General features: G+C 72.4%; 21 protein-coding genes and 1 pseudogene. 12 read left to right on the top strand and 10 right to left on the bottom strand.

What is annotated here, in order from left to right; translation table 11 throughout:
• Positions 1-53 precede the first annotated feature (53 nt).
• A complete protein-coding gene (locus tag ACQP2F_RS05990; protein WP_433301402.1) occupies positions 54-1208 on the top strand; it encodes an NAD(P)/FAD-dependent oxidoreductase in 1155 nt (384 codons plus the stop codon).
• On the opposite strand, the gene ACQP2F_RS05985 is transcribed toward ACQP2F_RS05990, so the two are convergent.
• Positions 1199-4147: a helix-turn-helix transcriptional regulator gene (locus ACQP2F_RS05985; protein WP_433301400.1), complete on the bottom strand. Its 2949-nt coding sequence runs from the start codon at positions 4145-4147 to the stop codon at positions 1199-1201. The genes ACQP2F_RS05990 and ACQP2F_RS05985 overlap by 10 nt on opposite strands.
• Before the next feature lie 167 nt (positions 4148-4314).
• Here ACQP2F_RS05985 and ACQP2F_RS05980 point away from each other — a divergent pair, with 167 nt between their 5' ends.
• From ACQP2F_RS05980 to ACQP2F_RS05940, 9 genes are all read left to right on the top strand, one after another.
• A complete protein-coding gene (locus ACQP2F_RS05980; protein WP_433301398.1) occupies positions 4315-4968 on the top strand; it encodes an adenylate/guanylate cyclase domain-containing protein in 654 nt (217 codons plus the stop codon).
• A gap of 301 nt (positions 4969-5269) precedes the next feature.
• A complete protein-coding gene (locus tag ACQP2F_RS05975) occupies positions 5270-6115 on the top strand; it encodes a MurR/RpiR family transcriptional regulator (protein ID WP_433301396.1) in 846 nt (281 codons plus the stop codon).
• A gap of 14 nt (positions 6116-6129) precedes the next feature.
• A complete protein-coding gene (gene hutU, locus ACQP2F_RS05970) occupies positions 6130-7761 on the top strand; it encodes a urocanate hydratase (RefSeq protein WP_433301394.1) in 1632 nt (543 codons plus the stop codon).
• Entirely contained in the window at positions 7758-8936 is a 1179-nt protein-coding gene (locus ACQP2F_RS05965; protein WP_433301392.1) for an allantoate amidohydrolase, read from the top strand. The genes hutU and ACQP2F_RS05965 overlap by 4 nt, the downstream gene beginning before the upstream one ends.
• On the top strand, positions 8933-10213 hold the full coding sequence (locus ACQP2F_RS05960; protein ID WP_433301390.1) for a formimidoylglutamate deiminase: 1281 nt from the start codon (positions 8933-8935) through the stop codon (positions 10211-10213). Before ACQP2F_RS05965 ends, ACQP2F_RS05960 begins: the two co-directional genes overlap by 4 nt.
• Entirely contained in the window at positions 10210-11382 is a 1173-nt protein-coding gene (hutI, locus tag ACQP2F_RS05955; RefSeq protein WP_433301388.1) for an imidazolonepropionase, read from the top strand. The genes ACQP2F_RS05960 and hutI overlap by 4 nt, the downstream gene beginning before the upstream one ends.
• A gap of 8 nt (positions 11383-11390) precedes the next feature.
• Positions 11391-12929 carry a histidine ammonia-lyase gene (hutH, locus tag ACQP2F_RS05950; RefSeq protein WP_433301386.1) on the top strand — a complete coding sequence of 513 codons (1539 nt, stop codon included), beginning with the start codon at positions 11391-11393 and terminating at the stop codon, positions 12927-12929.
• 174 nt (positions 12930-13103) lie between these two features.
• On the top strand, positions 13104-14930 hold the full coding sequence (locus ACQP2F_RS05945; protein WP_433301384.1) for a class I tRNA ligase family protein: 1827 nt from the start codon (positions 13104-13106) through the stop codon (positions 14928-14930).
• Positions 14927-15463 (top strand): GNAT family N-acetyltransferase, encoded by a 537-nt coding sequence (locus ACQP2F_RS05940; RefSeq protein WP_433301383.1) that lies wholly within the window; start codon positions 14927-14929, stop codon positions 15461-15463. The genes ACQP2F_RS05945 and ACQP2F_RS05940 overlap by 4 nt, the downstream gene beginning before the upstream one ends.
• A 7-nt stretch (positions 15464-15470) precedes the next feature.
• Here the strand turns inward: ACQP2F_RS05940 and rdgB are convergent, their stop codons facing one another.
• From rdgB to ACQP2F_RS05920, 4 genes are all read right to left on the bottom strand, one after another.
• Complete coding sequence (gene rdgB, locus ACQP2F_RS05935) at positions 15471-16085, bottom strand: RdgB/HAM1 family non-canonical purine NTP pyrophosphatase (RefSeq protein WP_433301381.1); 615 nt, start codon at positions 16083-16085, stop codon at positions 15471-15473.
• Complete coding sequence (gene rph, locus ACQP2F_RS05930) at positions 16082-16810, bottom strand: ribonuclease PH (RefSeq protein WP_433301379.1); 729 nt, start codon at positions 16808-16810, stop codon at positions 16082-16084. The genes rdgB and rph overlap by 4 nt, the downstream gene beginning before the upstream one ends.
• A 64-nt stretch (positions 16811-16874) precedes the next feature.
• Positions 16875-18044, bottom strand: coding sequence for a glycosyltransferase (locus ACQP2F_RS05925; RefSeq protein WP_433301377.1), 1170 nt, complete (start codon positions 18042-18044; stop codon positions 16875-16877).
• A 69-nt stretch (positions 18045-18113) separates the two neighbouring features.
• Positions 18114-18860, bottom strand: coding sequence for an MBL fold metallo-hydrolase (locus tag ACQP2F_RS05920; protein WP_433301375.1), 747 nt, complete (start codon positions 18858-18860; stop codon positions 18114-18116).
• Between the two features lie 261 nt (positions 18861-19121).
• On the opposite strand from ACQP2F_RS05920, the gene ACQP2F_RS05915 reads away from it, so the two are divergent.
• Positions 19122-19532 carry a hypothetical protein gene (locus ACQP2F_RS05915; RefSeq protein ID WP_433301373.1) on the top strand — a complete coding sequence of 137 codons (411 nt, stop codon included), beginning with the start codon at positions 19122-19124 and terminating at the stop codon, positions 19530-19532.
• 36 nt (positions 19533-19568) lie between these two features.
• On the opposite strand, the gene ACQP2F_RS05910 is transcribed toward ACQP2F_RS05915, so the two are convergent.
• The 5 genes and pseudogenes from ACQP2F_RS05910 to clpS all read right to left on the bottom strand — a co-directional run bounded on the left by ACQP2F_RS05910 (position 19569) and on the right by clpS (position 22275).
• Positions 19569-20534, bottom strand: a complete 966-nt coding sequence (locus ACQP2F_RS05910) for a PLP-dependent cysteine synthase family protein (RefSeq protein WP_433301372.1) — start codon at positions 20532-20534, stop codon at positions 19569-19571.
• A gap of 12 nt (positions 20535-20546) precedes the next feature.
• Positions 20547-20861: a MoaD/ThiS family protein gene (locus ACQP2F_RS05905; RefSeq protein WP_433301370.1), complete on the bottom strand. Its 315-nt coding sequence runs from the start codon at positions 20859-20861 to the stop codon at positions 20547-20549.
• Between the two features lie 58 nt (positions 20862-20919).
• Positions 20920-21410 (bottom strand): annotated as a pseudogene (locus ACQP2F_RS05900) (Mov34/MPN/PAD-1 family protein).
• Positions 21411-21463: 53 nt separating this feature from the next.
• Complete coding sequence (locus ACQP2F_RS05895) at positions 21464-21964, bottom strand: DUF2017 domain-containing protein (protein WP_433301368.1); 501 nt, start codon at positions 21962-21964, stop codon at positions 21464-21466.
• Positions 21965-21984: 20 nt separating this feature from the next.
• Positions 21985-22275 carry an ATP-dependent Clp protease adapter ClpS gene (gene clpS / locus ACQP2F_RS05890; RefSeq protein WP_433301366.1) on the bottom strand — a complete coding sequence of 97 codons (291 nt, stop codon included), beginning with the start codon at positions 22273-22275 and terminating at the stop codon, positions 21985-21987.
• A gap of 105 nt (positions 22276-22380) precedes the next feature.
• Between clpS and ACQP2F_RS05885 the strand changes: the two genes are divergently transcribed.
• A complete protein-coding gene (locus tag ACQP2F_RS05885) occupies positions 22381-23667 on the top strand; it encodes a nicotinate phosphoribosyltransferase (RefSeq protein ID WP_433301364.1) in 1287 nt (428 codons plus the stop codon).
• Positions 23668-23676: the final 9 nt, after the last annotated feature.

Genomic DNA, 23676 nt, shown 5'->3' with positions numbered 1-23676 from the left:
ACAGTGCTCATCGGCGGGTGTCGAGACAGCCTGATAAACGACACACTGGTGGCGTGAACGCGACCCGAGTGGCGGTGCTGGGCGCCGGTCCGGCCGGCTCGGCGGCCGCGATCACGCTGGCCCGGGCCGGTGCCGAGGTGACATTGGTCGACCCGCGGCCGGTGACCGGCTGGGAGCCGGGCGAGGGGCTGCCGGCCGCGGCCGGGGCGGTGCTGCGCGGGCTGGGCGTGCCGACGGACGGTCACCTGAGGTGCAGCGGATTCCTTTCCAGCTGGGGTACGGACGAGTTCCGGCCCGCCCTTCTCGATCCGCGGGGCCCGTCGTGGCAGCTGGACCGGGCCGCTTTCAACAACGGCCTGCGGGAGGCCGCCGGACCGTGGCGGCCGCTGCGGCTGACCGAGTGCCGGCCCGGAACAAAGTGGACACTCCGATTTGCCGATGCGCCGGAAATTTCGGTCGATTTCCTGGTCGACGCCACCGGCCGATCGTCGGCGGTCGCGCGGATGCTCGGCGTCCGCCGCCGGACCGACAGCAGCCTGGTCGGCATCGCGGCGCTGCTCGACGATCCCGACCCGGAGGACGCGGTGAGCATCGTCGAGGCGGTTCCGCACGGCTGGTGGTACGTCTCGCGTGTCCCCGGCGACCGGCTGGTGGCCGTGCTCTTCACCGACGCGGCGATCGCCGTCCGCGACCGCCTGACCGAGCCCGGCCCCTGGACCGACGTGCTCGCCGCCACCAAGCACGCCGCGGCCCGGGTCGGCCGCCCGCACCGGTCCGGCCCGGGCACCGCGGCCGCCGGCCCCGGCCCGCGCACCGCCGCGGCCGGCAGCTCGGCGCCGGAGGCTGCGACCGGTCTCGACCTGCGCACCGTCGCGGCCGGCAGCACGGCGCCGGAGGCTGCGACCGGTCTCGACCTGCGCACCGTCGCGGCCGGCAGCTCGGCGCTGGAGGTCGCGGCCGGACCCGGGTGGGTGGCGGCCGGAGACGCCGCCTGCGCGCACGAGCCGCTCGCCGCCCGCGGCCTGCACGACGCCCTGACCGGCGGCATCGCGGCGGCCGAGGCCCTAATCACCGGCACCACCGGCGACTACGCCGCGCGCGTCGCCGCCGGTTACCGCCGCTACCTGAGCGAGCTGGCCTGGTTCTACCGTCAGGAGACCCGCTTCCCGGGCACCGACTTCTGGGCCGCCCGGGCCGCTCAGCCCTGATCGCCGAGGTGCAGCCGGTGCGCGATCGCCGCCGCCTCGACCCGGTTCGCCGCGTTGAGCTTGCCGAGGATGTTCGACACGTGCACGCTCGCCGTGCTCTCGCTGATGAACAGCGACCGGGCGATCTCCCGGTTGCGCCGCCCCTCCTTGAGCAGGACCAGAACCTGCAGCTCGCGGTCGGTCAGGTGGAACGGGTGCTCGGGCTCGGCCGGCGGGGCCGCGGCCGGCGCGCGCAGGTCGAGCCGGGCCCGGTCGGCGAGCGCGGTGATCTCGCGCAGCAGCGTGCGGGCCTCGATCGAGCGGGCGGCGTCGTGGGCGGCCCGCAGCACCTCGCGGGCCCGGGGGTCCCGGTGGCGCACCAGCTCCTCGGCCTCCCGCCAGCGAGCGTAGGCGGCGGGATAGGGCCGGGCGAGCCGGTCCCAGCCGGCGGCGACCTCGCCCCACGGCTCCGGCCTCGGGTCGCCGCCGGTCAGCCGCGCGAACTCCGCCTCGCCCATCGCCGCGTCCACCGCCGCCTCCGGGAACGACTTCTGGCGTACGCCCATCTGCCGCCACAGGTTTCGCACGCGCTCGATGAACTCCGTACCGCGCTCCTCGATGTCCGATGTGTTTCGGCCGCGCGCCCGCCGGCGCTCGGCCTCGTCCGCCTCGATGCGCAGGCCGAGCACGCAGAGCGCCACCGCCTGCTGATCGTCGCCGTGCGCGCCGACCACCTCGAGACCGGCCGCGATCTCGGCCCGGGCGGTGTCGTAGTCCTCCTGCCAGAGCGCGTGCGCCGCCGCGGCCGCGTGCACGAGACCGTGGTCGAGCGGGTCCTCGTCGTGCTTGAGCTGCTCGAGCGCCTGCTTGAGCTGCTGGGCCGCCTCCTCCGGCCGGCCGCGCGCGGTGGCCAGCTCGGCCAGCACCACGAAGGTCATCAGCGCCCGGGCGGCCGCGTGGTGGCTGGCCAGCAGCCGGTCGGCGACCTCCTCGGCCTGCCGCCAGCGCCCGTTGCGCCACAGCACCAGCACGATCGAGTCGAGCATGTCGATCATCGGCGGGAACATCAGGCCCAGGTCGGCGCTCCAGCGCAGCGCCTCCTCGGCGGTGGCCACCGCGTCCGCCGACCAGCCGATGAAATCCAGGGCCAGGCAGAGATGGTTGTACGTGAGACAGGTGCCCTCGGGATCGTCCTCGTCCCGGGCCACCCGCAGCGCGTCCCGCATCCGGCCGATGCCCTTCTCCGGCTCGCCGTGCATCGCGAAGTGCCAGCCCGACGTCTTGAGGCCGAGCACCTCCTCGCGGCGGCTGCCGGCCGACCGGGCCAGTGACAGCGTCTCCTCCCACAGCGGCGCCGAGTCGGGGTAGAGGCCGCGGATCGACAGCGAGTTCGCCAGGGCGGCGGTGACCCGGGCCCGCTCGGCGAGCGCGTCGCTGGTCGCCAGCAGGTGGTAGGCCTGGGTGAACGCCTTCAACGCCCGGGCGCCGTCGATCCGGTCGACATAGGTGCCCATCGCCTCGTGCAGGAGCGCCCGGCCGACCACGTCCTCCTTGGCCGTCGCCGCCAGGGCCTCCTCCACCAGGCGTACCGCCACCTCGTGCTCGCCCGCGTCGTGCGCGCAGCGGGCCGCGGCCGCGAGCAGCTCGGTCCGGCTCAGCCCGATGTCACCGACGTCGTCCCACAGCTCCAGCGCGCGCGTGTAATAGGTGAGCCCGGCCCGGAACGCCCGCACCTCGGCGGCGGCGCGGCCGGCCTCGATCACGGCGGTCAGCGCCCGCGGGAGGTCGCCGGTCGCCTCCCAGTGGTGGGCGACCACGGCGGTGGCGGACGAGCGCGGCCCGTCGCCGAGCTGCGGCCGCTCGGTCAGCGCCACCGCGACCAGGGCGTGCAGGCGGGCCCGCTCCCCCGGCAGCAGGTCGGAGTAGACCGCCTCCTGTGCGAGCGCGTGGCGGAACCGGTAGGCGTCGCCCGAGTCGGCCAGCAGCACCCGGTTGCCGGCCAGCTCGCGCAGGGCCGCGAGCAGCGATTTCTCCGGCAGCTCGGCGACCGTGGCGAGCAGCGGGTAGCCGATCCGGCGGCCGATCACCGCGCAGATCCGCAGCACCGCCTGGGCGTCGCCGGAGAACGTGGCGACCCGCAGCAGCACCACGTCGCGTACCCGGGCCGGCACCTGCTCGCCGTCGCCGAGCCCGCGCGCCTCCAGCAGCTCCTCGGCGAAGAACGCGTTGCCGCCGGAGAGGTCGGCGATCCGGTCGACGGCCGTGGGCGGCAGCGCGGCGCCGGCCAGGTTGCTGAGCAGCACGCCGAGCTCGCCGGCGCCGAGCGGGGCGAGCGGCAGGTGGCTCATGAAGACCCCGCGCAGCAGCTCGACCAGGGCGGCGGGCAGCGGACCGGCGGCCGGCTCGTCGTCGCGATAGGTGACCATCAGCAGCACCCGCTCGCGGCGCAGCGCCACGGTCAGGTAGCTGAGCAGGTCGAGCGTGGCCTGCTCGGCCCAGTGCACGTCCTCGATCACGAGCAGCACCGGCGCCTCCTCGGCCAGCTGCGCGAGCAGGGCGAGGAAGACGTCGAAGACCCGGGCCCGGCCGGCGGCGCTGTCCGAGGGGGTGGCGCCCGGGTCGGGCCAGAACATCTCGTCGAGCATCGCGAACCGCGGGCCGGCCAGCTCGGCCAGGGAGGCGGCGGAACGGTCCCGCAGCAAACGGCGGAGGGCGTCGAGTATCGGACCGTAGGGCAGGCCACCCGTACTGATGCGGAAGGACGCGCCGGCCAGAACCTGGCCGCCCTCGGCGACCACGTGCTCGATCCATTCCTGCACGAGGCGCGTTTTACCCACGCCGGCCTCGCCGGAGATCAGGATGCCGGCGGCCTGTCGTTGACAGACGTCGCTCCACACCGCGCTGATCTCGCCGAGCTCAGCGTGCCGTCCGACCAAGGGCGAGGGTCGTCTCCGCCGCACGAGAACGGAGTATGCCAGGCGTGGCCAAACCCGGACATCCACTTTCCCGGCGGACCATTCCGACCGCTTGTAAGTGAGCGGGTCGGCCGATCCTAGGCGTTTGTGGGACGGCTGGTTAAGGGCTCGGAGTCACCCTCATTGTCGGAAACCCAACAGGGAGGCCCATCATGATCGACCACATCGGACAATTCGGCGCCCCCGCGCTCAGTCACGACCACGCGCCCCGGGACCGCAGCCCGGTTCCCGCCGACCCCGACCGCCGCCAGGTGGCGGTGCTGTTCGCGGACATCTGCGGCTTCACCCGCCTGGTCGAGACCGTCGAGCCGGAGGCCGTCTACCGGATCGTGCGGCCGCTGCTGGACGAGCTCGTGGACTGCGTGCACCGGCACGGCGGCGAGATCCAGCAGGTGCTGGGGGACGGGTTCATGGCGGTCTTCGGGCTGCGGCGTTCGCGCGGGGGCTCGCGCCTGGACTCGCTCGGGGACGAGACCGCGCGGGCGACGGCGGCCGGTTACGAGATGCTTCGGGCGACCCGGCCGGGCAGCCCCGAGGTGCACATCGGCGTGGAGTCGGGCGAGGTTCTGGTCACCAGCTCGTGGGACCCGGCAAGCTTCGGCGTCTGGGGCCGGGCGGTGAATCTGGCCCAGCGCATGTGCGGCGTGGCGGGACCGGGCGAGCTGGTGCTCGGGCCGCGGGCGTACGCGATCGCCGGTCACCTGGCCGCGCCGGCCACCGAGGCGTTGGTGCGGGTGCGGGGCGTCGCCGAGGCGGTGCCGGCCCACCGGATCACGCTCGAGCCGGCCCTCCCGATGGCCGCATGACCACCGTTGTCCGGGCCGGGCGCGCCACGGGGGCGCGCCCGGCCCCTTCCTCCACGGCACGGCGAGCGCCTCGGCGGGCGGCAACCCGGCGGCTCGCACCGCGGGATAGAGGCCGGCGGGGCCGCCGATGACCACGGTGGCGGCCACCCCGCCGCCCATCGCCCAGAACGGCACCACGGTCGTCCAGCCCTGCACCGTCGCATAGGCCGCGGTGATCGCCCGTCCGCGGCACCTGACTCGCGGCTTGAATCTCGATCGCGTCGGACGGGTTCCCTCTGAAAGTTTTTATGCATAAGCTGCGATGGTGAATGGCGACACGGCACGGGCGCTCGTTGAGCTCTTTGGTGGGGCTCGGCTCACGCCTACCCAGCGCCGGATTGCGCACAGCCTGGTGGAGCACTCGGCCAAGGCCGCGTATCTCAGCGCGGCCGAAGTCGCGGACCTTGCGGGCGTCAGCCAGCCGTCGGTCACGCGGTTTGCGATGGCTCTCGGCTACGAGGGATATCCGGCGCTGCGGCGGCAGCTGCGGGAGCTGGCCGGCGACGCCCCGGACGCGCCGGGGCCGGTCGAGGGCAACGCCATGCAGCTGGCCATCCGGGCCGAGGCCGAGCACCTCGCGCGGCTGCACGATCAGCTTGCCCGGCTCGACGACGTGCAGAAGGCGGCCGAGCTGCTGATCCGCAGCCGGCCGCTGCCGGTGCTCGGTCTGCGGGCGGCGGCGCCGCTCGCGGGGTACTTCGGGTACTTCGCGGCGAAGGTGCTGCCGGACGTGCGGGTGCTCGACACGGGCGGCACGAACCTGCTCGATCGGCTCGATCAGGCGAGAACCGCCGGGGCCGGTGCGATGCTGGCCATGGTGCTGCCGCGCTATCCGCGGGAGTCGCTGGAGGCGGTCGCCGAGGCGCGGCGCGCGGGGATGGCGGTCGTCGCGATCACCGACTCGGTGGTCAGCCCGGTGGCCGAGGAGGCCGATGTGGTGCTGCCGGCCGCGGTCGGCACGCAGCTCGTGTTCGACCTGCACACGGGGCCGATGGCGATGGCCATGGTGCTGCTGCAGGCGATGTGCGACGCGGCGCCGGAACCGGTACAGCGCCGGCTGGAGGAGTTCGAGGCAACCGCCGCGCGGCGGCATATCTTCACGGCATAGGGAGGACGACGACGATGTCCGAGATCCGGGCGGCGCGGGGCACCGCGTACACGGCGCAGGGGTGGCCGCAAGAGGCCGCCAAGCGGATGTTGATGAACAACCTCGACCCGGACGTGGCCGAAAGGCCGCAGGACCTCGTCGTCTACGGCGGCACCGGCAAGGCGGCGCGCGACTGGCCCTCGTTCCACGCGATCGTGCGCGAGCTCGACGTGCTCAAGGGCGACGAGACGCTGCTGGTGCAGTCGGGCAAACCGGTCGGCGTGTTCCGCACCCACGAGTGGGCGCCGCGGGTGCTGATCGCGAACTCGAACCTGGTCGGCGACTGGGCGACCTGGCCCGAGTTCCGCCGCCTCGAGAAGCTGGGCCTGACCATGTACGGGCAGATGACCGCCGGCTCCTGGATCTACATCGGGACGCAGGGCATCCTCCAGGGCACGTACGAGACGTTCGCCGCGGTCGCCGCCAAGCGGTTCGGCGGCACCCTGGCCGGCACGCTCACGCTGACCGCCGGATGTGGCGGCATGGGCGGGGCGCAGCCGCTGGCCGTGACCATGAACGGCGGCGTCTGCCTGATCGTCGACGTGGACCGCACCCGCCTCCAGCGCCGGGTCGCCACCCGCTACCTGGACGTGATCGCCGACGATCTTGCGGATGCCGTCCGGAAGGCGCAGGCCGCAAAAGCGGCGAGAACCCCTATCTCCATCGGGGTCGTCGGCAACGCCGCGGTGATCTTCCCGGAACTCAGGCAACTGGGCGTCGAGATCGACATCGTGACGGACCAGACCAGTGCACACGACCCGCTCAGCTACATCCCGGTCGGCGTCGACATCGACGACGCCGCCGAGTTCGCCCGGACAAAACCGGACGAGTTCACCGACCGAGCCCGGGCAAGCATGGCCCGCCACGTGGCAGCCATGGTCGCCTTCCTGGACGACGGCGCCGAGGTCTTCGACTACGGCAACTCGATCCGGAGCGAGGCCAAGCTGGGCGGCTTCGAGCGCGCCTTCGACTTCCCGGGCTTCGTCCCCGCGTACATCCGCCCGCTCTTCGCCGAAGGCAAAGGCCCGTTCCGCTGGGCCGCGCTCTCCGGCGACCCGAAGGACATCGCCGCCACCGACAAGGCCGTCCTCGACCTGTTCCCCGAGAACGAGGGCCTCACCCGCTGGATCAGGCTGGCCGGCGAGCGGGTCGCGTTCCAGGGCCTGCCCGCCCGCATCTGCTGGCTCGGGTACGGCGAGCGCGACAAGGCCGGCGTCCGCTTCAACGACATGGTCGCCCGCGGCGAGATCAGCGCGCCGATCGTGATCGGCCGCGACCACCTCGACGCCGGCTCGGTCGCCTCGCCCTACCGGGAGACCGAGTCGATGCTCGACGGCTCCGACGCGATCGCCGACTGGCCGCTGCTCAACGCCCTGGTCAACACCGCGAGCGGCGCGTCCTGGGTCTCGATCCACCACGGCGGCGGCGTCGGCATCGGCCGCTCGATCCACGCCGGGCAGGTATGCGTCGCCGACGGGACCGCGCTGGCCGGCGAGAAGATCGAGCGGGTGCTCACCAACGACCCGGGCATGGGGGTGATCCGGCACGTGGACGCCGGTTACGACTCGGCCGCTGCGAGCGGCGTACACATTCCGATGAAGTCATGAGCGAACAGGTCTTCTCCGCTCTGTGGGGCGAGATCGAGGCGATCGGGCGGGCTTCCAGCGGCGGCTATCTGCGGTACGCGCTGGACGGCCCCGAGCTCACCCTGCGCGACTGGTTCCGCAACCAGGCCGACCGCCGCGACATGCCGGTCACCGACGACGGCAACGGCAACCTGTTCGCGTGGTGGGGCGCGGCCTGGGGCCGTGGCGCGGTGCTGACCGGCTCGCACTTCGACTCGGTTCCGCACGGCGGTGGCTTCGACGGCCCGCTCGGCATCGTCAGCGCGTTCCTGGCCGTCGACCGGATGCGCGCGGCCGGCCACCGGCCCCGCACCCCGCTCGCGGTGGTCGCCTTCGTCGAGGAGGAGGGCGGCCGGTTCGGGCTGCCCTGCCTCGGCTCCCGGCTGCTCAGCGGCGCGATCGACCCGGCCACGGCGGCCGCCCTCACCGACCGTGACGGCGTGACGTTCGGGGAAGCACTCGGAGCGACGCCGGCCGGTCAGCTGCCCGGACTCAAGAGCCGCATCGGCGCCCTGGTCGAGCTGCACATAGAGCAAGGACGGCAACTCGATACCCCGGTCGGCGTGGCCAGCGCGATCTGGCCGCACGGCCGGTGGCGGTTCGACTTCACCGGGCACGGCGACCATGCCGGGACGACCCGGATGGCGGACCGGCGCGACCCGATGCTGACCTTCGCGTACACGGTGCTCGCCGCCAACAAGGAGGCCCGCCTGGCCGGCGCGCACGCCACGATGGCCCGGGTCGAGGTCGAGCCGAACGCGACGAACGCCATCCCGTCGCTGGTGCGCGGCTGGCTGGACGCGCGGGCGGCGGACACGGCCACGATGGACGCGGTGGTCGACGCGGTGGTGAAGCGGGCGACCGAGCGGGCCGGGCGGGACGGCACCGAGGTGGCGGTCACGGCCGAGTCGCTGAGCACCGAGGTCACCTTCGACACCGCCCTGGCCCGCCGGATCTCCGGAATGCTGGGCGACGCGCCGATCCTGCCGACCGGCGCCGGCCACGACGCGGGCGTGCTCTCGGCGCTGGTGCCGACGGCGATGCTCTTCGTTCGCAACCCGACCGGCATCTCGCACTCGCCGGCCGAGCACGCCGAGCCCGCGGACTGCGCGGCCGGGGTCGAGGCGCTCGCCACCGTGCTGAGCGAGCTGACATGACCGTCTATCACGCCGCTCACGCGTGGATCGATGGCAAGATCGCGAGCGACGTCCACTTGGAGATCAAAAGCGGGGTTTTTACTGCCGTAAATCCGGATAAGTCGGGTGAGGCGGACATCGATCTGCCCGGGCTCGTGCTGCCGGGCCTGGCCAACGCGCACTCCCACGCCTTCCACCGGGCGCTGCGCGGGCACACGCACCGGGGCAAAGGCGACTTCTGGACCTGGCGCGAGCGGATGTACCGAACCGCCGCGACGCTCGACCCCGACGGTTACCTCGAGCTCGCCCGCGCGACCTACGCCGAGATGGCGATGGCCGGCATCACCGCCGTCGGCGAGTTCCACTACCTGCACCACTCGCCCGACGGCACGCCCTACGCGGACCCGAACATCATGGGCGAGGCGCTGATCGAGGCGGCGCGCGAGGCGGGCATCCGGATCACCCTGCTCGACACGCTCTATCTGCAGGCGGGCGTGGACGGCAAGCCGCTGGAGGGCGTGCAGCGCCGCTTCGGCGACGGAGATCCGCAACGCTGGGCCGAGCGGGTGGCCGGGCTGGTTGCCGCGCCGCACGCTCGCATCGGTGCGGCCATTCATTCCGTACGCGCGGTTGCCGCTCACCACCTCAAGCAGGTGGCCGGCTGGGCGCCCTTGCACGTGCACCTCTCGGAGCAACCGGCCGAGAACGAGCAGTGCCGGGCGGTGCACGGGTGCAGCCCGGCCGAGCTCCTCGACCGGCACGGCATCCTCGGCCCGGAGACGACCGCGGTCCATGCGACCCACCTCACCGACTACGACGTGCGGCTGCTCGGCGAGACCCGTACCGGCGTCTGCATGTGTCCCACCACCGAGCGCGACCTGGCCGACGGCATCGGACGCGCCCGGGAGCTGGCCGACGCCGGCTCGCCGCTCAGCCTCGGCAGCGACAGCCACGCCGTGATCGACCTGATCGAGGAGGCGCGCGCGCTGGAGATGAACGAGCGGCTGGCCTCCCGGCAGCGCGGCCGGTTCACCGTCGCCGAGCTGGTCGGCGCGGCCGCCAACCACGCGTCGATCGGCTGGCCGGACGCCGGGGAGATCGCGGTGGGCAAGCGGGGCGACCTGGTCGCGGTGCGTCTCGACTCGGTGCGTACGGCCGGGGCCGGCCCGGACGGCGCCATCCTCGCCGCGACGGCCGCCGACGTCAGCGACGTCATCGTGGACGGACGGCACGTCGTGGCCGGCGGCCGGCACACCGCCATCGACGTGCCCCGGGCCCTCGGGTCGGCGATCCGATGACGACGCTGCTGATCGACAACATCGGCGAGCTCGTCACCAACGACGGCCCGCCGGTGACCAGGGCGGCCGTCCTGGTCGACGGCCCGCGGATCGCCTGGGTCGGCCGCAGCTTCCACGCGCCGGCCGGCGACCGCCGCATCGACGTGGACGGCGCCGCGGTGCTGCCCGGCTTCGTCGACAGCCACTCGCACCTGGTCTTCGCCGGGGACCGGGCGGCCGAGTTCGCGGCGCGCATGGCCGGCGAGCCCTACACCGGCGGCGGCATCCGCACGACCGTCGGGGCGACCCGGGCCGCTTCCGACGACGACCTGCGGGACGCGACCGGCCGCCTGGTCGCCGAGGCCCGGGCCCAGGGCACCACCACCATCGAGATCAAGAGCGGCTACGGGCTGACCGTCGAGGACGAGGCCCGGTCGTTGCGGATCGCCCGCGAGTTCACGGACGAGACCACGTTCCTCGGCGCGCACGTCGTCCCCCACCAGTTCGCGGACGACCCCTGGCGGTACGTCGCCATGGTCACCGGCCCGATGCTGGCCGCGGCGAAGCCGTACGCGAAATGGGTCGATGTCTTCTGCGAGCGCGGGGCGTTCGACGAGGACCAGGCCCGCACGATCCTGACCGCCGGCCGCGACGCCGGGCTCGGGCTGCGGGTGCACGGCAACCAGCTCGGCCCCGGGCCGGGCGTGCGACTCGCCGTCGAGCTGGGCGCGGCCAGCGTCGACCACTGCACGCACTTGGCCGGCGACGACGTGGACGCGCTGACCGGCTCCGGCACCGTGGCCACGCTGCTGCCGGGGGCCGAGTTCTCGACCCGGTCGCCCTACCCCGACGCGCGCCGGCTGATCGACGCCGGCGTCATGGTCGCCCTGGCCACCGACTGCAACCCCGGCTCGTCGTACACGTCGTCGATGCCGTTCTGCATCGCCCTCGCCGTCCGCGAGATGCGCATGACGCCGCTCGAGGCCGTCCGGGCCGCCACCCTCGGCGGCGCCCGGGCGCTGCGCCGCGACGACATCGGCGTGCTGCGGCCTGGCGCGCGAGCCGACCTGGTCGTCCTCGACGCGCCCACCCACCTGCACCTGGCCTACCGGCCGGGCGTACCCCTGATCAAAAACGTTCTGCACGACGGCCGTCCAACCACCCCGCCCACCACCCACAATCGGACTTAAGGCCCACCATGAAGATCGTCACCGTTATGCCCACCGGCGTCACCCCCGCCGACGTCGCCGCCGTCGCCCGCGGCGACGCCCGGGTCGAGATCGCCCCCGCCACCGTCGAGGCCATGGCCACCAGCCGGGCCATCGTCGACCGCATCGAGGAGTCCGGCCGTCCCGTCTACGGCGTCACCACCGGGTTCGGCGCCCTCGCCGGCACGTTCGTCGCGCCCGCCCGCCGGGCCGAGCTGCAGCACGCGCTGATCCGCTCGCATGCGGCCGGGGTCGGCGCGCCGATGCCGCGCGAGGTGGTGCGGGCGATGATGCTGCTGCGGCTGCGCTCGCTCGCGCTCGGCCACTCCGGCATCCGCCCCGAGCTCGCCCAGGGCATCGCCGACCTGCTCAACCACGACATCACGCCGTGGGTGCCGGAGCACGGCTCGCTCGGCGCCTCCGGTGACCTGGCGCCGCTGGCGCACTGCGCGCTGGTGCTGCTGGGTGAGGGCTGGGTGCTGGGCAAGGACGGCGCCCGCGTCGCCGGCGCCGAGGCACTGCACAACGCCGGGCTGGCGCCGCTCGACCTGGCCGCCAAGGAGGGCCTGGCGCTGATCAACGGCACCGACGGCATGCTCGGCATGCTGCTGCTCGCCCTCGACGACTGCCGGCACCTGTTCGCGATGGCCGACGTGACCGCGGCCCTGGCGATCGAGGCGATGCTCGGCTCGGAGCGGCCGTTCCGGCCCGAGCTGCACGCCATCCGCCCGCACCCCGGCCAGGCCGCCTCGGCCGCGAACATCCTGGCTCTGCTGCAGAACTCCGCGATCATGGACTCGCACCGGGACGACCTCGCGCACGCGGTGCAGGACGCGTACTCGATGCGCTGCGCGCCGCAGGTCTCCGGCGCGGCCCGGGACACCCTCGACTTCGCCGCCCAGGTCGCCGGCCGTGAGCTGATCTCGGTCGTCGACAACCCGGTCGTGCTGCCTACCGGCCAGGTCGAGTCGACCGGCAACTTCCACGGCGAGCCGCTCGCCTTCGCCGCCGACTTCCTGGCCATCGCCGCCGCCGAGGTCGGCTCGATCGCCGAGCGCCGGGTCGACCGCCTGCTCGACGTGACCCGCTCGCGCGAGCTGCCGCCGTTCCTCTCTCCCGACGCCGGCGTGAACTCGGGCCTGATGATCGCCCAGTACACGGCGGCCGGCATCGTCGCCGAGAACCGCCGGCTCGCCGTGCCCGCCTCGGCCGACTCGCTGCCGACCAGCGGCATGCAGGAGGACCACGTCTCGATGGGCTGGGCCGCCACCAAGAAGCTGCGGACCGTGCTCGACAACCTGACCAGCCTGCTCGCGGTCGAGCTGCTGGCCGCCGTTCGCGGTCTCCAGCTGCGGCACCCGCTGACCCCGTCACCGGCCGGCCGGCTGGCCATCGAGGCGGTGGCGCCGTTCGCGGGCACGCCCGGCCCCGACGTCTTCCTCGCCCCCGTGCTGGAGAAGGCCCGCGCGGCGGTGGCCGGCCGCGACCTGCGCGCCGCGATCGAGGCGGAGGTGGGTCCGCTGCGGTAGGCCGCCGCCGAAGGGTCATTTGCCCGCGGCGGGCTCTCTCCCCAGCCGCGGGCTCTCTCCCCCGCCGCGGGCTCTCTTCCCCAGCCGCGGGCTCTCTCCCCCGCCGCGGGCTCTCTTCCCCAGCCGCGGGAAATCGGCGGCGCTCGACTCCTCCGCCGCGTTACCGTCCCGGGCATGACGGGCTACGACTTCCGCGCGATCGAGGACCGATGGCTGCCGGTCTGGGAGTCGCTCGGCCTCTTCGCCCGCCGCTTCGACGGCCGGCCCCGCCGCACGGTCGTCGACATGTTCGCCTACCCCTCCGGCGACCTGCACATGGGGCACGCCGAGGCCTACGCCATCGGCGACGCGATCGCCCGTTACTGGCGGCTGCGCGGCTACGACGTGCTGCACCCGATCGGCTGGGACTCGTTCGGGCTGCCGGCCGAGAACGCGGCCATCAAGCGGGGCCTGGACCCGGCCGAGTGGACGTACGCGAACATCGAGACGCAGGCCGCCACGTTCCGCCGCTACGGCGTCTCGATCGACTGGACGACCCGCCTGCACACCAGCGACCCGTCGTTCTACCGCTGGACGCAGTGGCTGTTCCTGCGTTTCTTCGAGCGCGGCCTGGCCTATCGCGAACAGGCCCCGGTCAACTGGTGCCCCACCGACCGCACGGTGCTGGCCAACGAGCAGGTGATCGGCGGCAAATGCGAGCGCTGCGGCAGCACGGTGGTGGAGAAGTCGCTCACGCAGTGGTTCTTCCGCATCACCGCGTACGCCGACCGGTTGCTGGCCGGCCTGTCCCGTCTGGAGGGCCACTGGCCGTCCCCCGTCCTGGCCATGCAGCGGAACTGGATCCCGGGCCTGCACGACTGGCTGATCTCACGCCAGCGCCGCTGGGGCTGCCCGATTCCGATCGTCCACTGCCCGTCCTGCGGCCTGGTGCCGGCGACCCTGCCGGTGCTGCTGTCGTCCCCCGTGGCCATGGACTGCCCCGCCTGCGGCGGCCCCGCGCGCCGCGACACCGACACGATGGACACCTTCGTCGACTCCTCGTGGTACTTCCTGCGCTACCCCGACGTGACCTACGAGGAGGGCCCGTTCGACCCGGCCGCGGCCCGCGCCTGGCTGCCCGTGGACGACTACATAGGCGGCGCCGAGCACGCGGTGTCCCACCTGCTGTACGCCCGCTTCGTCACCAAGGTCCTGCACGACATCGGCCTGATCGACTTCGACGAGCCGTTCCGCGCCCTGACCACCCAGGGCCAGGTGATCCTGAACGGCGCCGCCATGAGCAAGTCGAAGGGCAACATGGTCACCCTGGGCGACGAGCTGACCCGCCACGGCGTAGACGCCGTCCGCGTGGCAATGCTGTTCGCCGGCCCACCCAGCGACGACATCGACTGGGCCGACGTCTCCCCCACCGCCGCGGCGCGCTTCCTGGCCCGCGCCCTGAGGGTGGCCACCCGGGTGGGCCCCCGGGTGGGCTCCCAGGTGGACTCCCCCGGCGATGGCAGGTCGCCGGGGCCGGGCGGCGCCGAGGCCGCGACGGCGTTACGGCGGGAGACGCATCGCCTGCTGCGGGAGATCACCGAGCTGGTCGAGGCCCGCCGCCTCAACGTTGCCGTGGCCCGCACCATGCAGCTGGTCTCGGCCGCCAACCACCACGCCGATCCCGCCGACCCCGCGCTGCGCGAGACGGCCGAAGCGATCGCCGTCGTGCTGTCGCTCTTCGCGCCCTACACCGCCGAGGAGATGTGGCACCGCCTCGGCCACCCGCCCGGCATCGCCACCACCGCCTGGCCGGCGATCGACCCCGAGCTGGCCGCCCTGGATACCGTCGTCTGCGCGATCCAGGTCGACGGCAAGGTCCGCGACCGCATCGAGGTCCCCGCCGCCATCACCGAGCCCGAGCTGACCGCCCTGGCCCTGGCCTCGCCCGCCGCGATCGGCCGCAGGGTGACCCGCACGATCGTCCGCGCGCCCAAGCTGGTCAACCTCGTGACCGCCCGATGACCGCCGTCGAGATCCGCCCGTTCCGCCCGGGCGATCTCCCCGGCATCCTGCGACTGTGCGAGGCCGAGGGCTGGCCGTCCTTCCCGGCCGACCCGGCCCGGGCCGCGCGCATCCTGACCGCCCCCGGCGTGACGACGGTCGTAGCCGCCGAGGCCCGCGCCGCAAAAACCGCCCAGGCCCGCGCCGCAGAAACCGCCCAGGCCCGCGCCGCAGAAACCGCCCAGGCCCACGCCGCAAAAGCCGGTGTGGGCGCGCCGCGCATCGATGCAAGCGGTGCCGGCGCGGCGGCCGCCATCGTCGGCTTCGCCGAGCTGTTCAGCGACGGCGAGCTCCAGGCCTACCTCGCCAACCTCGCCGTCGCCGCCACGCACCGCCGCACCGGTCTCGGCCGCCGCCTGGTGACCGAGGCCCTGCGCCGGGCCGGCGGCGAACGCGTCGACCTGCTCAGCGAGGACGCCGCGGCCGCCTTCTATCGCTCGTTCCCGCACTTTGAGAAGCCGGGCTTCCGCCTCTACCCCTTCCACGAGGGATAGGGGCGACCTAGTTCGGCAGCTCCTTGGCGATCACCTTGGCCAGCTCGCGGAACGCCTTGCCCCGGTGGCTGATCGCATCCTTCTCGGCCGGGGTCAGCTCCGCGTTCGTCCGCGTCTGGCCCTCCCCCAGGAAGATCGGGTCATAGCCGAAACCGCCCTCGCCGCGCCGGGCGCGCAGGATCGTGCCGCGCTGCTTGCCCTCGACCAGGTGCTCGCGGCCGTTCGGCAGGACCAGGGCCGCGGCGCACACGAAGGCGCCGCCGCGATGGTCGTCGCCCACGTCGGAGATCTGCGCCAGCAGCAGGTCGAGGTTGGCCGCGTCGTCGCCGTGCCGGCCGGACCAGCGGGCGCTGAACACGCCGGGCATGCCGCCCAGCGCATCGACCGCGATGCCCGAGTCGTCAGCCACCGTGGGCAGACCGGTGCGCTTCGCACCCTCGCGCGCCTTGATCAGGGCATTCTCGCCGAAGGTCAGCCCCGTCTCGGGCACATCCGGGTAGCCCTCGAACTCGGCCAGCCCGACCAGCGCGATCCGCTCGGCGCCGAGCGCCAGGTCGAGGATGCGCTGCAGCTCCACCAGCTTCTTCCGGTTCGCCGTGGCCAGCAGCAGCTTCGCGCTCATGACGCCAGCGCCTTCTGCTGGGCGGCGGCGAGCTCGGCGCAACCGGCGACGGCCAGGTCGAGCAGCGCGTCCATCTGGTCGCGGCGGAACACGCCGTTCTCCCCGGTGCCCTGCACCTCGACGAAGTCGCCGTCGCCGGTGCACACCACGTTCATGTCGACCTCGGCGTCGACGTCCTCGAGGTACATCAGGTCGAGGCGCGGCTCGCCGTCGATGATGCCGACGCTGACGGCCTGGATCGACCGGTGCATGACCTTGTCGACCTTGCCGGCCAGCGACTTGCGGTCGGCCAGCCAGCTCACCGCGTCGACCAGAGCGACGTACGCCCCGGTGATCGCCGCCGTGCGGGTGCCGCCGTCGGCCTGCAGGACGTCGCAGTCGAGGACGATCGAGTTCTCCCCGAGGGCCTTGAGGTCGATGCAGGCCCGGAGGCTGCGGCCGATCAGGCGGGAGATCTCCTGCGTGCGTCCGCCGACCTTGCCCTTGACGCTTTCCCGGTCGCCGCGGGTGTTGGTCGCGCGCGGGAGCATCGCATACTCCGCGGTGACCCAGCCCAGGCCGGAGCCCTTGCGCCAGCGGGGCACCCCCTCGGTGACGCTGGCGGTGCAGAGCACCCGGGTGTTGCCGAACTCGACGAGCACCGAGCCCTCGGGATGGATGCTCCATCGACGGGTGAGGGTCACGGGTCGCAGCTGGTCGGCCGAGCGGCCGTCGGGTCGTGCCATGCCCAGAACCTTATTAGGTCGGCCGGAAGCGCGCTCGGCGGCCTGTGGATAACCGGACGCCGCGCTACAGGCCGGGCACCGCGGGCCGGATCGTGGCCGCCGGGCGCTGCCGGGTGATGACCAGAGCCGGCGAGGGAGCGGCGCCGTGCGCCCGCAGGAAGCCGTCCACCGCCTGCGGCCAGCCGAACCGCTCGGCCCGGGCCCGCGCGGCCGCCCGGCGCTCGGCCGCGGGCCGGGCCATCAGCGCGAGGACACCGTCGGCGAAGGCCTCCGGGGTGCCGGGAACGGCCACGCCCGCGTCGCCGACCACCTCGGGCAGCGCGCTCGACTCGTTGACCACCACCGGCGTGCCGCAGGCGAGGGCCTCGAGCGCCGCGAGCCCGAACGTCTCCACCGGACCGGGCGCGACCACCACGTCGGCGCTGGCCAGCAGCGCGGCGACGGCGGCGCGGTCGGCGATGTGCCCGGCGAAGCGGACCGGCAGCCGGGCCGCGCGATAGGCCAGCGACGTACGCCGGGTGCCGTCCCCGGCCAGCACCAGCACGGCCGGGACCTTGCCGTTGCGCAGGGTGGCGACCGCGTCCACGGCGAGCTCGGGCCGCTTGGCCGCGGACAGCCGGCTGCAGAACACCACGAGCAGCTCGTCGGGGCGGGCGTATCTCGCCCGTACGGCCGGATCGGCCTGTCGGGGGTGGAACTCGTCGAGGTCGACACCGAGCGGAACCTCGATCAGATTGGGCACGCCCAGGCGCCGGAACTCGGCCGCCGCGAACGCCGTCGTGCAGACGATCGTGTCGAAGTTCTCCGCGGTGCGCGCGTTGAGCCGGTCGGCCAGCGCGTCCCGCTTGGGCATGCCCCAGACGCCGAGCAGCCCGGCCAGGCTCTCGTGGGACACCATCATCGACCCGACGCCGCGCTGCCGGGCCCAGGTGCCGGTCCAGCGCAGGGTGGCCCGGTCGGAGACCTCGATGCGGTCGGGCTCGAGCTCGTCGAGCAGGCGGGTCAGCTCGCGGCGGCCGGCGACCACCCGATAGCCGCCGGTACGCGGAAGGGGCGAGCTGGGCAGCGTGATCACCCGGCCCTGGGACGTCTGGATGTCGGAGCGCTCACGTCCGGGAACGATCAGCACCGCCTCGTGCCCGGCACGCTGGTAGCCCTCGCCGAGGTTGCGCAATGCGGTCCGGAGGCCACCGGTATGAGTCGTCACGAAGTTGGCCAGGCGGACAATGCGCATGCAGCAACTCCAAGATCACGATCCGGCGGTGCAAATGGTGCGTACCAGCCCCCGCCCCCCGGTTCGGGCCTAGAGATCGTACCGGGCGCCCGGGCGGACAACCTCCACCGGCCCCGCGTATGCCGCGGAGGCCGCATCCACAATAGATGCCTCAGAGAACCACGCAGGTATCAAATGGGTCAGCAATAGCCGGCCGACGTCGGCCTTGGTCGCCGCCTCGCCGGCCTCCCCGCCGGTCAGGTGCAGGCCGGGCGGATTGTCCACCCCGTCGAGGTAACTTGCCTCGCACAGGAACAGGTCGGCGCCGGCGGCCAGGCGCAGCAGGGCCTCGCACGGCGCGGTGTCGGCCGAGTACGCCAGCACCTTGCCACCGTGCTCGACGCGTACGCCATAGGTCTCCACCGGATGGTTGACCCGGTCGACGGTGATCGTGAAGGGACCGATCGGAAAGCTCCCCGGCTGCAGCCCGTAGAACGTGTACACGTCGTCCATCGGCTCGTTCTCCGAGCTGTACGCGGCGGAGATGCGCTCGGCCGCACCCAGCGGCGCGTAGACCGGCACCGGCGGACGGGCCCCGGTCGGGTCGTAGCGGCGTACCACCACGTAGAGGCACGCGTCCAGCATGTGGTCGCTGTGCAGGTGGGTCAGGATGATCGCGTCGATGCTGTTCATGTCCGAGTACCGCTGGAGAGCGGAGAGCGAACCCGAGCCGAAATCGAGCAGCAGGCGGAAGCCTTCGGCCTCGACTAGATAGGCGGAACACGCCGACTCGGGGCCGGGAAAACTGCCGGCACAGCCGAGAACGGTCAGTCGCATGCGGGTCCCTTTGGCTCACGCTGGGTCGTCGACGCCCCGCTGGACCGGTCCGTGGCAGAGTCGTCAGACCAGTCAATCACGGTGCGAAGCGTATCGCCGGACCTGCGCACCACGTAAACGTCTGATCGATTTGTCGCTAAATCGACAACGTACATCACACCGCCCGTGACCTCGGTCATTAACGCATTTCCCGTTACGTCCGGTGAGTCGTCCGCGTTGCACAAAGTGAGGACTTCTAGGGACGGAACAGACGGAGGCAGCGTGACCACGGTCGAGCAGAGCCGCAGCACGCGGACCGAGGCGGCGGAGATCATGCCGTTCGGTGGCTGGGAGAGTACACCGGCGTCCGCGCCTTTCGGCGACCGCGAGACGCTTTTCCGCTTTCCGGCGGCCGACGACCCGGCGCCCTCTCCGGCGCGCCTTCTCACGATGGCGCTTTATGCCGCGGCGCTCGGCCTTGCCGGCGTCGGGGTCGGGGTGCGCGCGATGGTCACGGTTTTCGGCGGTACGGCGTTCTGGTACGTCCCCGCATTGTCCCTTTTCGGACTGGCGAGCGTCGCCTTGGCCGTCGGATCGTTCCTTTCGATCCACCGCCCGGCGTTGCCGTGGCTGCTGCTGTCGGCGGCCACGGTTCCGCTCGCTATCGACGTCCTGATCGCGGTGCTTTATTAGGCGTAGTGCTCGCGGGCTCGGTCACCGGTCGCGGCGTTACGCCCAGAGCTGGCCTTCGAGGGCCTCTTCGGCGTCGTTCAAAGTGCCGCCGTAGGCACCCGTCGACAGGTACTTCCAGCCGCCGTCACAGACCACGAACGCGACGTCGGCCCGGCGCCCGGCCTTGACCGCCTCGTGGGCCACGGCCAGCGCCGCGTGCAGGATCGCGCCGCTGGAGAACCCGGCGAAGATGCCCTCCACCTCGACCAGCTGGCGGGTGCGCAGCACGGCGTCGCGGGTGCCGACCGAGAAGCGGCGGTCCAGCACGGACGCGTCGTACAGCTCCGGCACGTACCCCTCGTCGATGTTGCGCAGGCCGTAGACCAGCTCGCCGTACCGGGGCTCGGCCGCGATGATCTGGATGCCGTCGACCTTCTCCTTGAGGAAGCGCCCGGTGCCCATGAGCGTGCCGGTGGTGCCCAGCCCGGCCACGAAATGGGTGATCGTCGGCAGATCGTGCAGCAGCTCGGGACCGGTGGTCTCGTAGTGGGCGCGGGCGTTGGCCGGATTGCCGTACTGGAACAGCATCTTCCAGTCCGGGTGCTCGGCCGCGATCTGCTTGGCGGTCGCGACGGCCTGGTTCGAGCCGCCCGCCGCCGGGGAGAAGATGATCTCCGCCCCGTACATCCGGAGAAGCTGGACCCGCTCGGCCGAGACGTTCTCGGGCATGACGCAGACCAGGCGGTAGCCGCGCAGCTTGGCCACCATGGCCAGCGCGATGCCGGTGTTGCCGCTGGTCGGCTCGAGGATGGTGTCGCCCGGGCGCAGATGGCCGGACTCCTCGGCCTCGCGCACCATGAACAGCGCCGCCCGGTCCTTGATGCTGCCGGTCGGGTTGCGATCCTCCAGCTTGGCCCAGAGGCGCACCGGGGGTGCCCCGTCGGGCACCACCGGCGAGAGGCGGGGCAGGCCGACCAGCGGCGTGCCCCCACAAGCGTCCAGCAGGCTCTCGTAGCGAGCCATGGGTTTTACCTTCTACCGGCCGAGGATCGCGGCCGCGGCCGCGAAGCCGAGCGCACCGCCGGCGACGGCGGGCAGGATGGTGATCGAGTCACCGTCGCTGACCTTGGCGTCGAGCGCGCCGAGGAAGCGGACGTCCTCGTCGTTGATGTAGACGTTCACGAACCGGTGCAGGCCACCCTCGGGGGTGATCAGGCGGCCCTTGAGGCCGTTGTGCTTGGCGTCGAGGTCGTCGATCAGCGCGGTGAGCGTGTCGCCGGAGCCCTCGACGACCTTGGCGCCGCCGGTGTAGCTGCGCAGGATGGTGGGGACGCGAACTTCGATAGCCATGACGTGAATGCTCCTGGGTAAGGGTCGAACAACGGGACGGGGATCTAGCGGAGTGTCGTCAGCGACACTCGTAGACCACCGACACCGGGCTCTGCCCGAACATGTACGACTGCACCGAACCCACGATCACACCTCTATGGTCGCATCCGCGATGTTGATCTCTTCCTCGGTCACCACACCGTCCACGATGCGGAACGAGCGGATCTCTTCCGAGTCCGTCTCACGAGTCGAGACCAGCATGTAGTGCGCGTTGGGCTCGCCGGCGAACGAGATGTCCGTACGCGAGGGGTACGCCTCGGTGGCCGTGTGGGAGTGGTAGATGACCACCGGCTCCTCGTCGTTGTCGTCCATCTCGCGCCAGACCCGCAGCTGCTCGAGGGAGTCAAACTCGTAGAACGTCATCGACCGCGCCGCGTTGTCCATCGGGATGAGCCGGGTCGGCAGGTCGCTGCCGATCGGGCCGGCGACGACGCCGCAGGCCTCGTCGGGGTGGTCCCGGCGGGCGTGGGCGACGATCGCGTCGACGATCGCGCTGTCGATGGTCAGCACACCGTTCACATTACCGTGAGATTTCCGGGGACCGGCTATGGCCATGCCCACAGTCATTCGATCTCCGGCAGCGCGTTCAGCAGCGACTCCTGCAGGTAGCCGAGGTACGCGTACACGCTCAGCTGGAAGACGCGGCTCGAGCCCGGGTCGTGCACGACCGCCGACTCCAGCTCCTCGCTCAGGTCGGTGTCGGCCCCGATCTCGAGGCGGGTGCCCATGGCGAGACGGGCGTCGTTTATCGCACGGAGCCAGGCCTCGGCGGCCTCGCCGTCCAGGCGTACCTCTCCCTCGCCCTCGTCCGGCAGGGCCGCGAGGATCGCGCCCGCCTGATCGATCTTCCCGGTCTTGAGCTCGCCCTCGGTGTAGAGGCGGAACTCGGCCGAGTCGTCCGGCCGGTCCGGGTAGATGTCGGGGAAGAGGCGGGAGACCACCGGATCGGAGTGATCCATGCCGTCGGTCAGCAGACCGACCACCTCACCGGCGACCTTGCGCAGCACGCGCACCTCGTCGACCGCGAAGGTGGCCACACACTGGCTGCCGTTGCGTCGGAACATCTGCCCTCTCCCGCGGTTGCTCAGGCCCGGTCAACCGTCGCCCACAGACCGTAGCCATGCAGCTGGTTGGCGTCCATCTCCATGCGCTCGCGGGCACCCGAGGAGACAACCGCCTTGCCCTTGTGGTGCACGTCGAGCATCAGCGCCTCGGCCTGCTCCCGGCTGTAGCCGAAAAGCTTTTGGAAGACCCAGGTCACGTACGACATGAGGTTCACCGGATCGTCCCAGACGATGGTCACCCATGGGCGATCGTCGGCCGGTGCTTCCTCGATCTCCGGTGCCTCGACGGGAGCGACCTGTGGCAACGCCATGACCCCCATGTTGCCACCGGATTTGCCGCATCGGGGAACCGGAACGCCGAACCGCAGGTCAACGTGCTCCTCGTAAGGCGCGGCGACGCGCAATAGGGTGATGACGTGAACACCTTCGCCCCCGCCCTGCTGACCGATCAGTACGAGCTGACCATGGTCAGCGCCGCCCTCAAGGACGGCACCGCCGATCGATCCTGCGTCTTCGAGGTCTTCGCGCGCCGGCTGCCGACCGGCCGCCGCTACGGCGTGGTCGCCGGCTCCGGCCGTCTGATGGAGCTGATCAGGGACTTCCGGTTCACCGGGCCGGACATTGACTTCCTGCGGCGGGCGAAGATCGTGGACGAGAGCACGGCGGCCTGGCTCGAGGGCTACCGCTTCTCCGGCGACATCGACGGGTACGCCGAGGGCGAGCTGTACTTCCCGGGCTCGCCGATCATGACGGTCGCCGGCACGTTCGCCGAGTGCGTGGTGCTCGAGACCCTCATCCTCTCGGTCCTCAACCACGACTCGGCGGTCGCGACGGGCGCGGCCCGGATGGTGACGGCGGCGCGGGGCCGGCCGATCATCGAGATGGGCTCCCGGCGTACGCACGAGGACGCCGCCGTGGCCGCCGCGCGCGCCGCCTACCTCGCCGGGTTCGCCTCCACCTCGAACCTGGCCGCCGGGATGCGGTACGGCATTCCCACCACCGGCACGTCGGCGCACGCGTTCACGCTGCTGCACGACGACGAGCCGGCCGCCTTCGCGTCGCAGGTGTCGGCGCTGGGCAAGAACACGACGCTGCTGGTCGACACGTACGACATCGCCCAGGGCATCCGCAACGCGATCGCGGTGGCCGGGCCCGACCTGCGGGCGATCCGGATCGACTCCGGCGACCTGTCGGTGCTGGCCCAGCACTCCCGCGAGCTGCTCGACTCGCTCGGCGCGACCGAGACCAAGATCGTCGTCTCCGGCGACATGGACGAGTACGCGATCGCCGCCCTCGCCGCCGAGCCGGTCGACATGTACGGCGCCGGCACCGCGGTGGTCACCGGCTCCGGGGCGCCCACCGCGGGCCTGGTCTACAAGCTGGTCGAGGTCGAGGGCAAGCCGGTGGTCAAGCGCTCGGAGAACAAGGCCACGGTCGGCGGGCGCAAAACGGCCGTGCGGCGGCACAAGCCCACCGGCACCGCGACCGAGGAGATCATCGTCTCCCAGGGCGTGCCCGACCACTCGGCCAACGACCGGCTGCTGCAGCGCTCGTTCGTCGCCCGCGGCGAGATCGTCGACGTGCCGACGCTGGCCGAGTCGCGCGACCACCTGCGGCAGTGCCTGATCTCGATACCGTGGGAGGGCCTGAAGCTCTCGGCCGGCGACCCGGCCATTCCCGTCACCATCGTCCCGACCGCTTAGGGGTTCCGC

It is taken from the genome of Actinoplanes sp. CA-030573 (assembly GCF_050951115.1).
Taxonomy (GTDB): domain Bacteria; phylum Actinomycetota; class Actinomycetes; order Mycobacteriales; family Micromonosporaceae; genus Actinoplanes.
The sequence above is the reverse complement of the archived record's forward strand: the minus strand, read 5'-3'. Positions and strand labels throughout refer to the sequence as shown.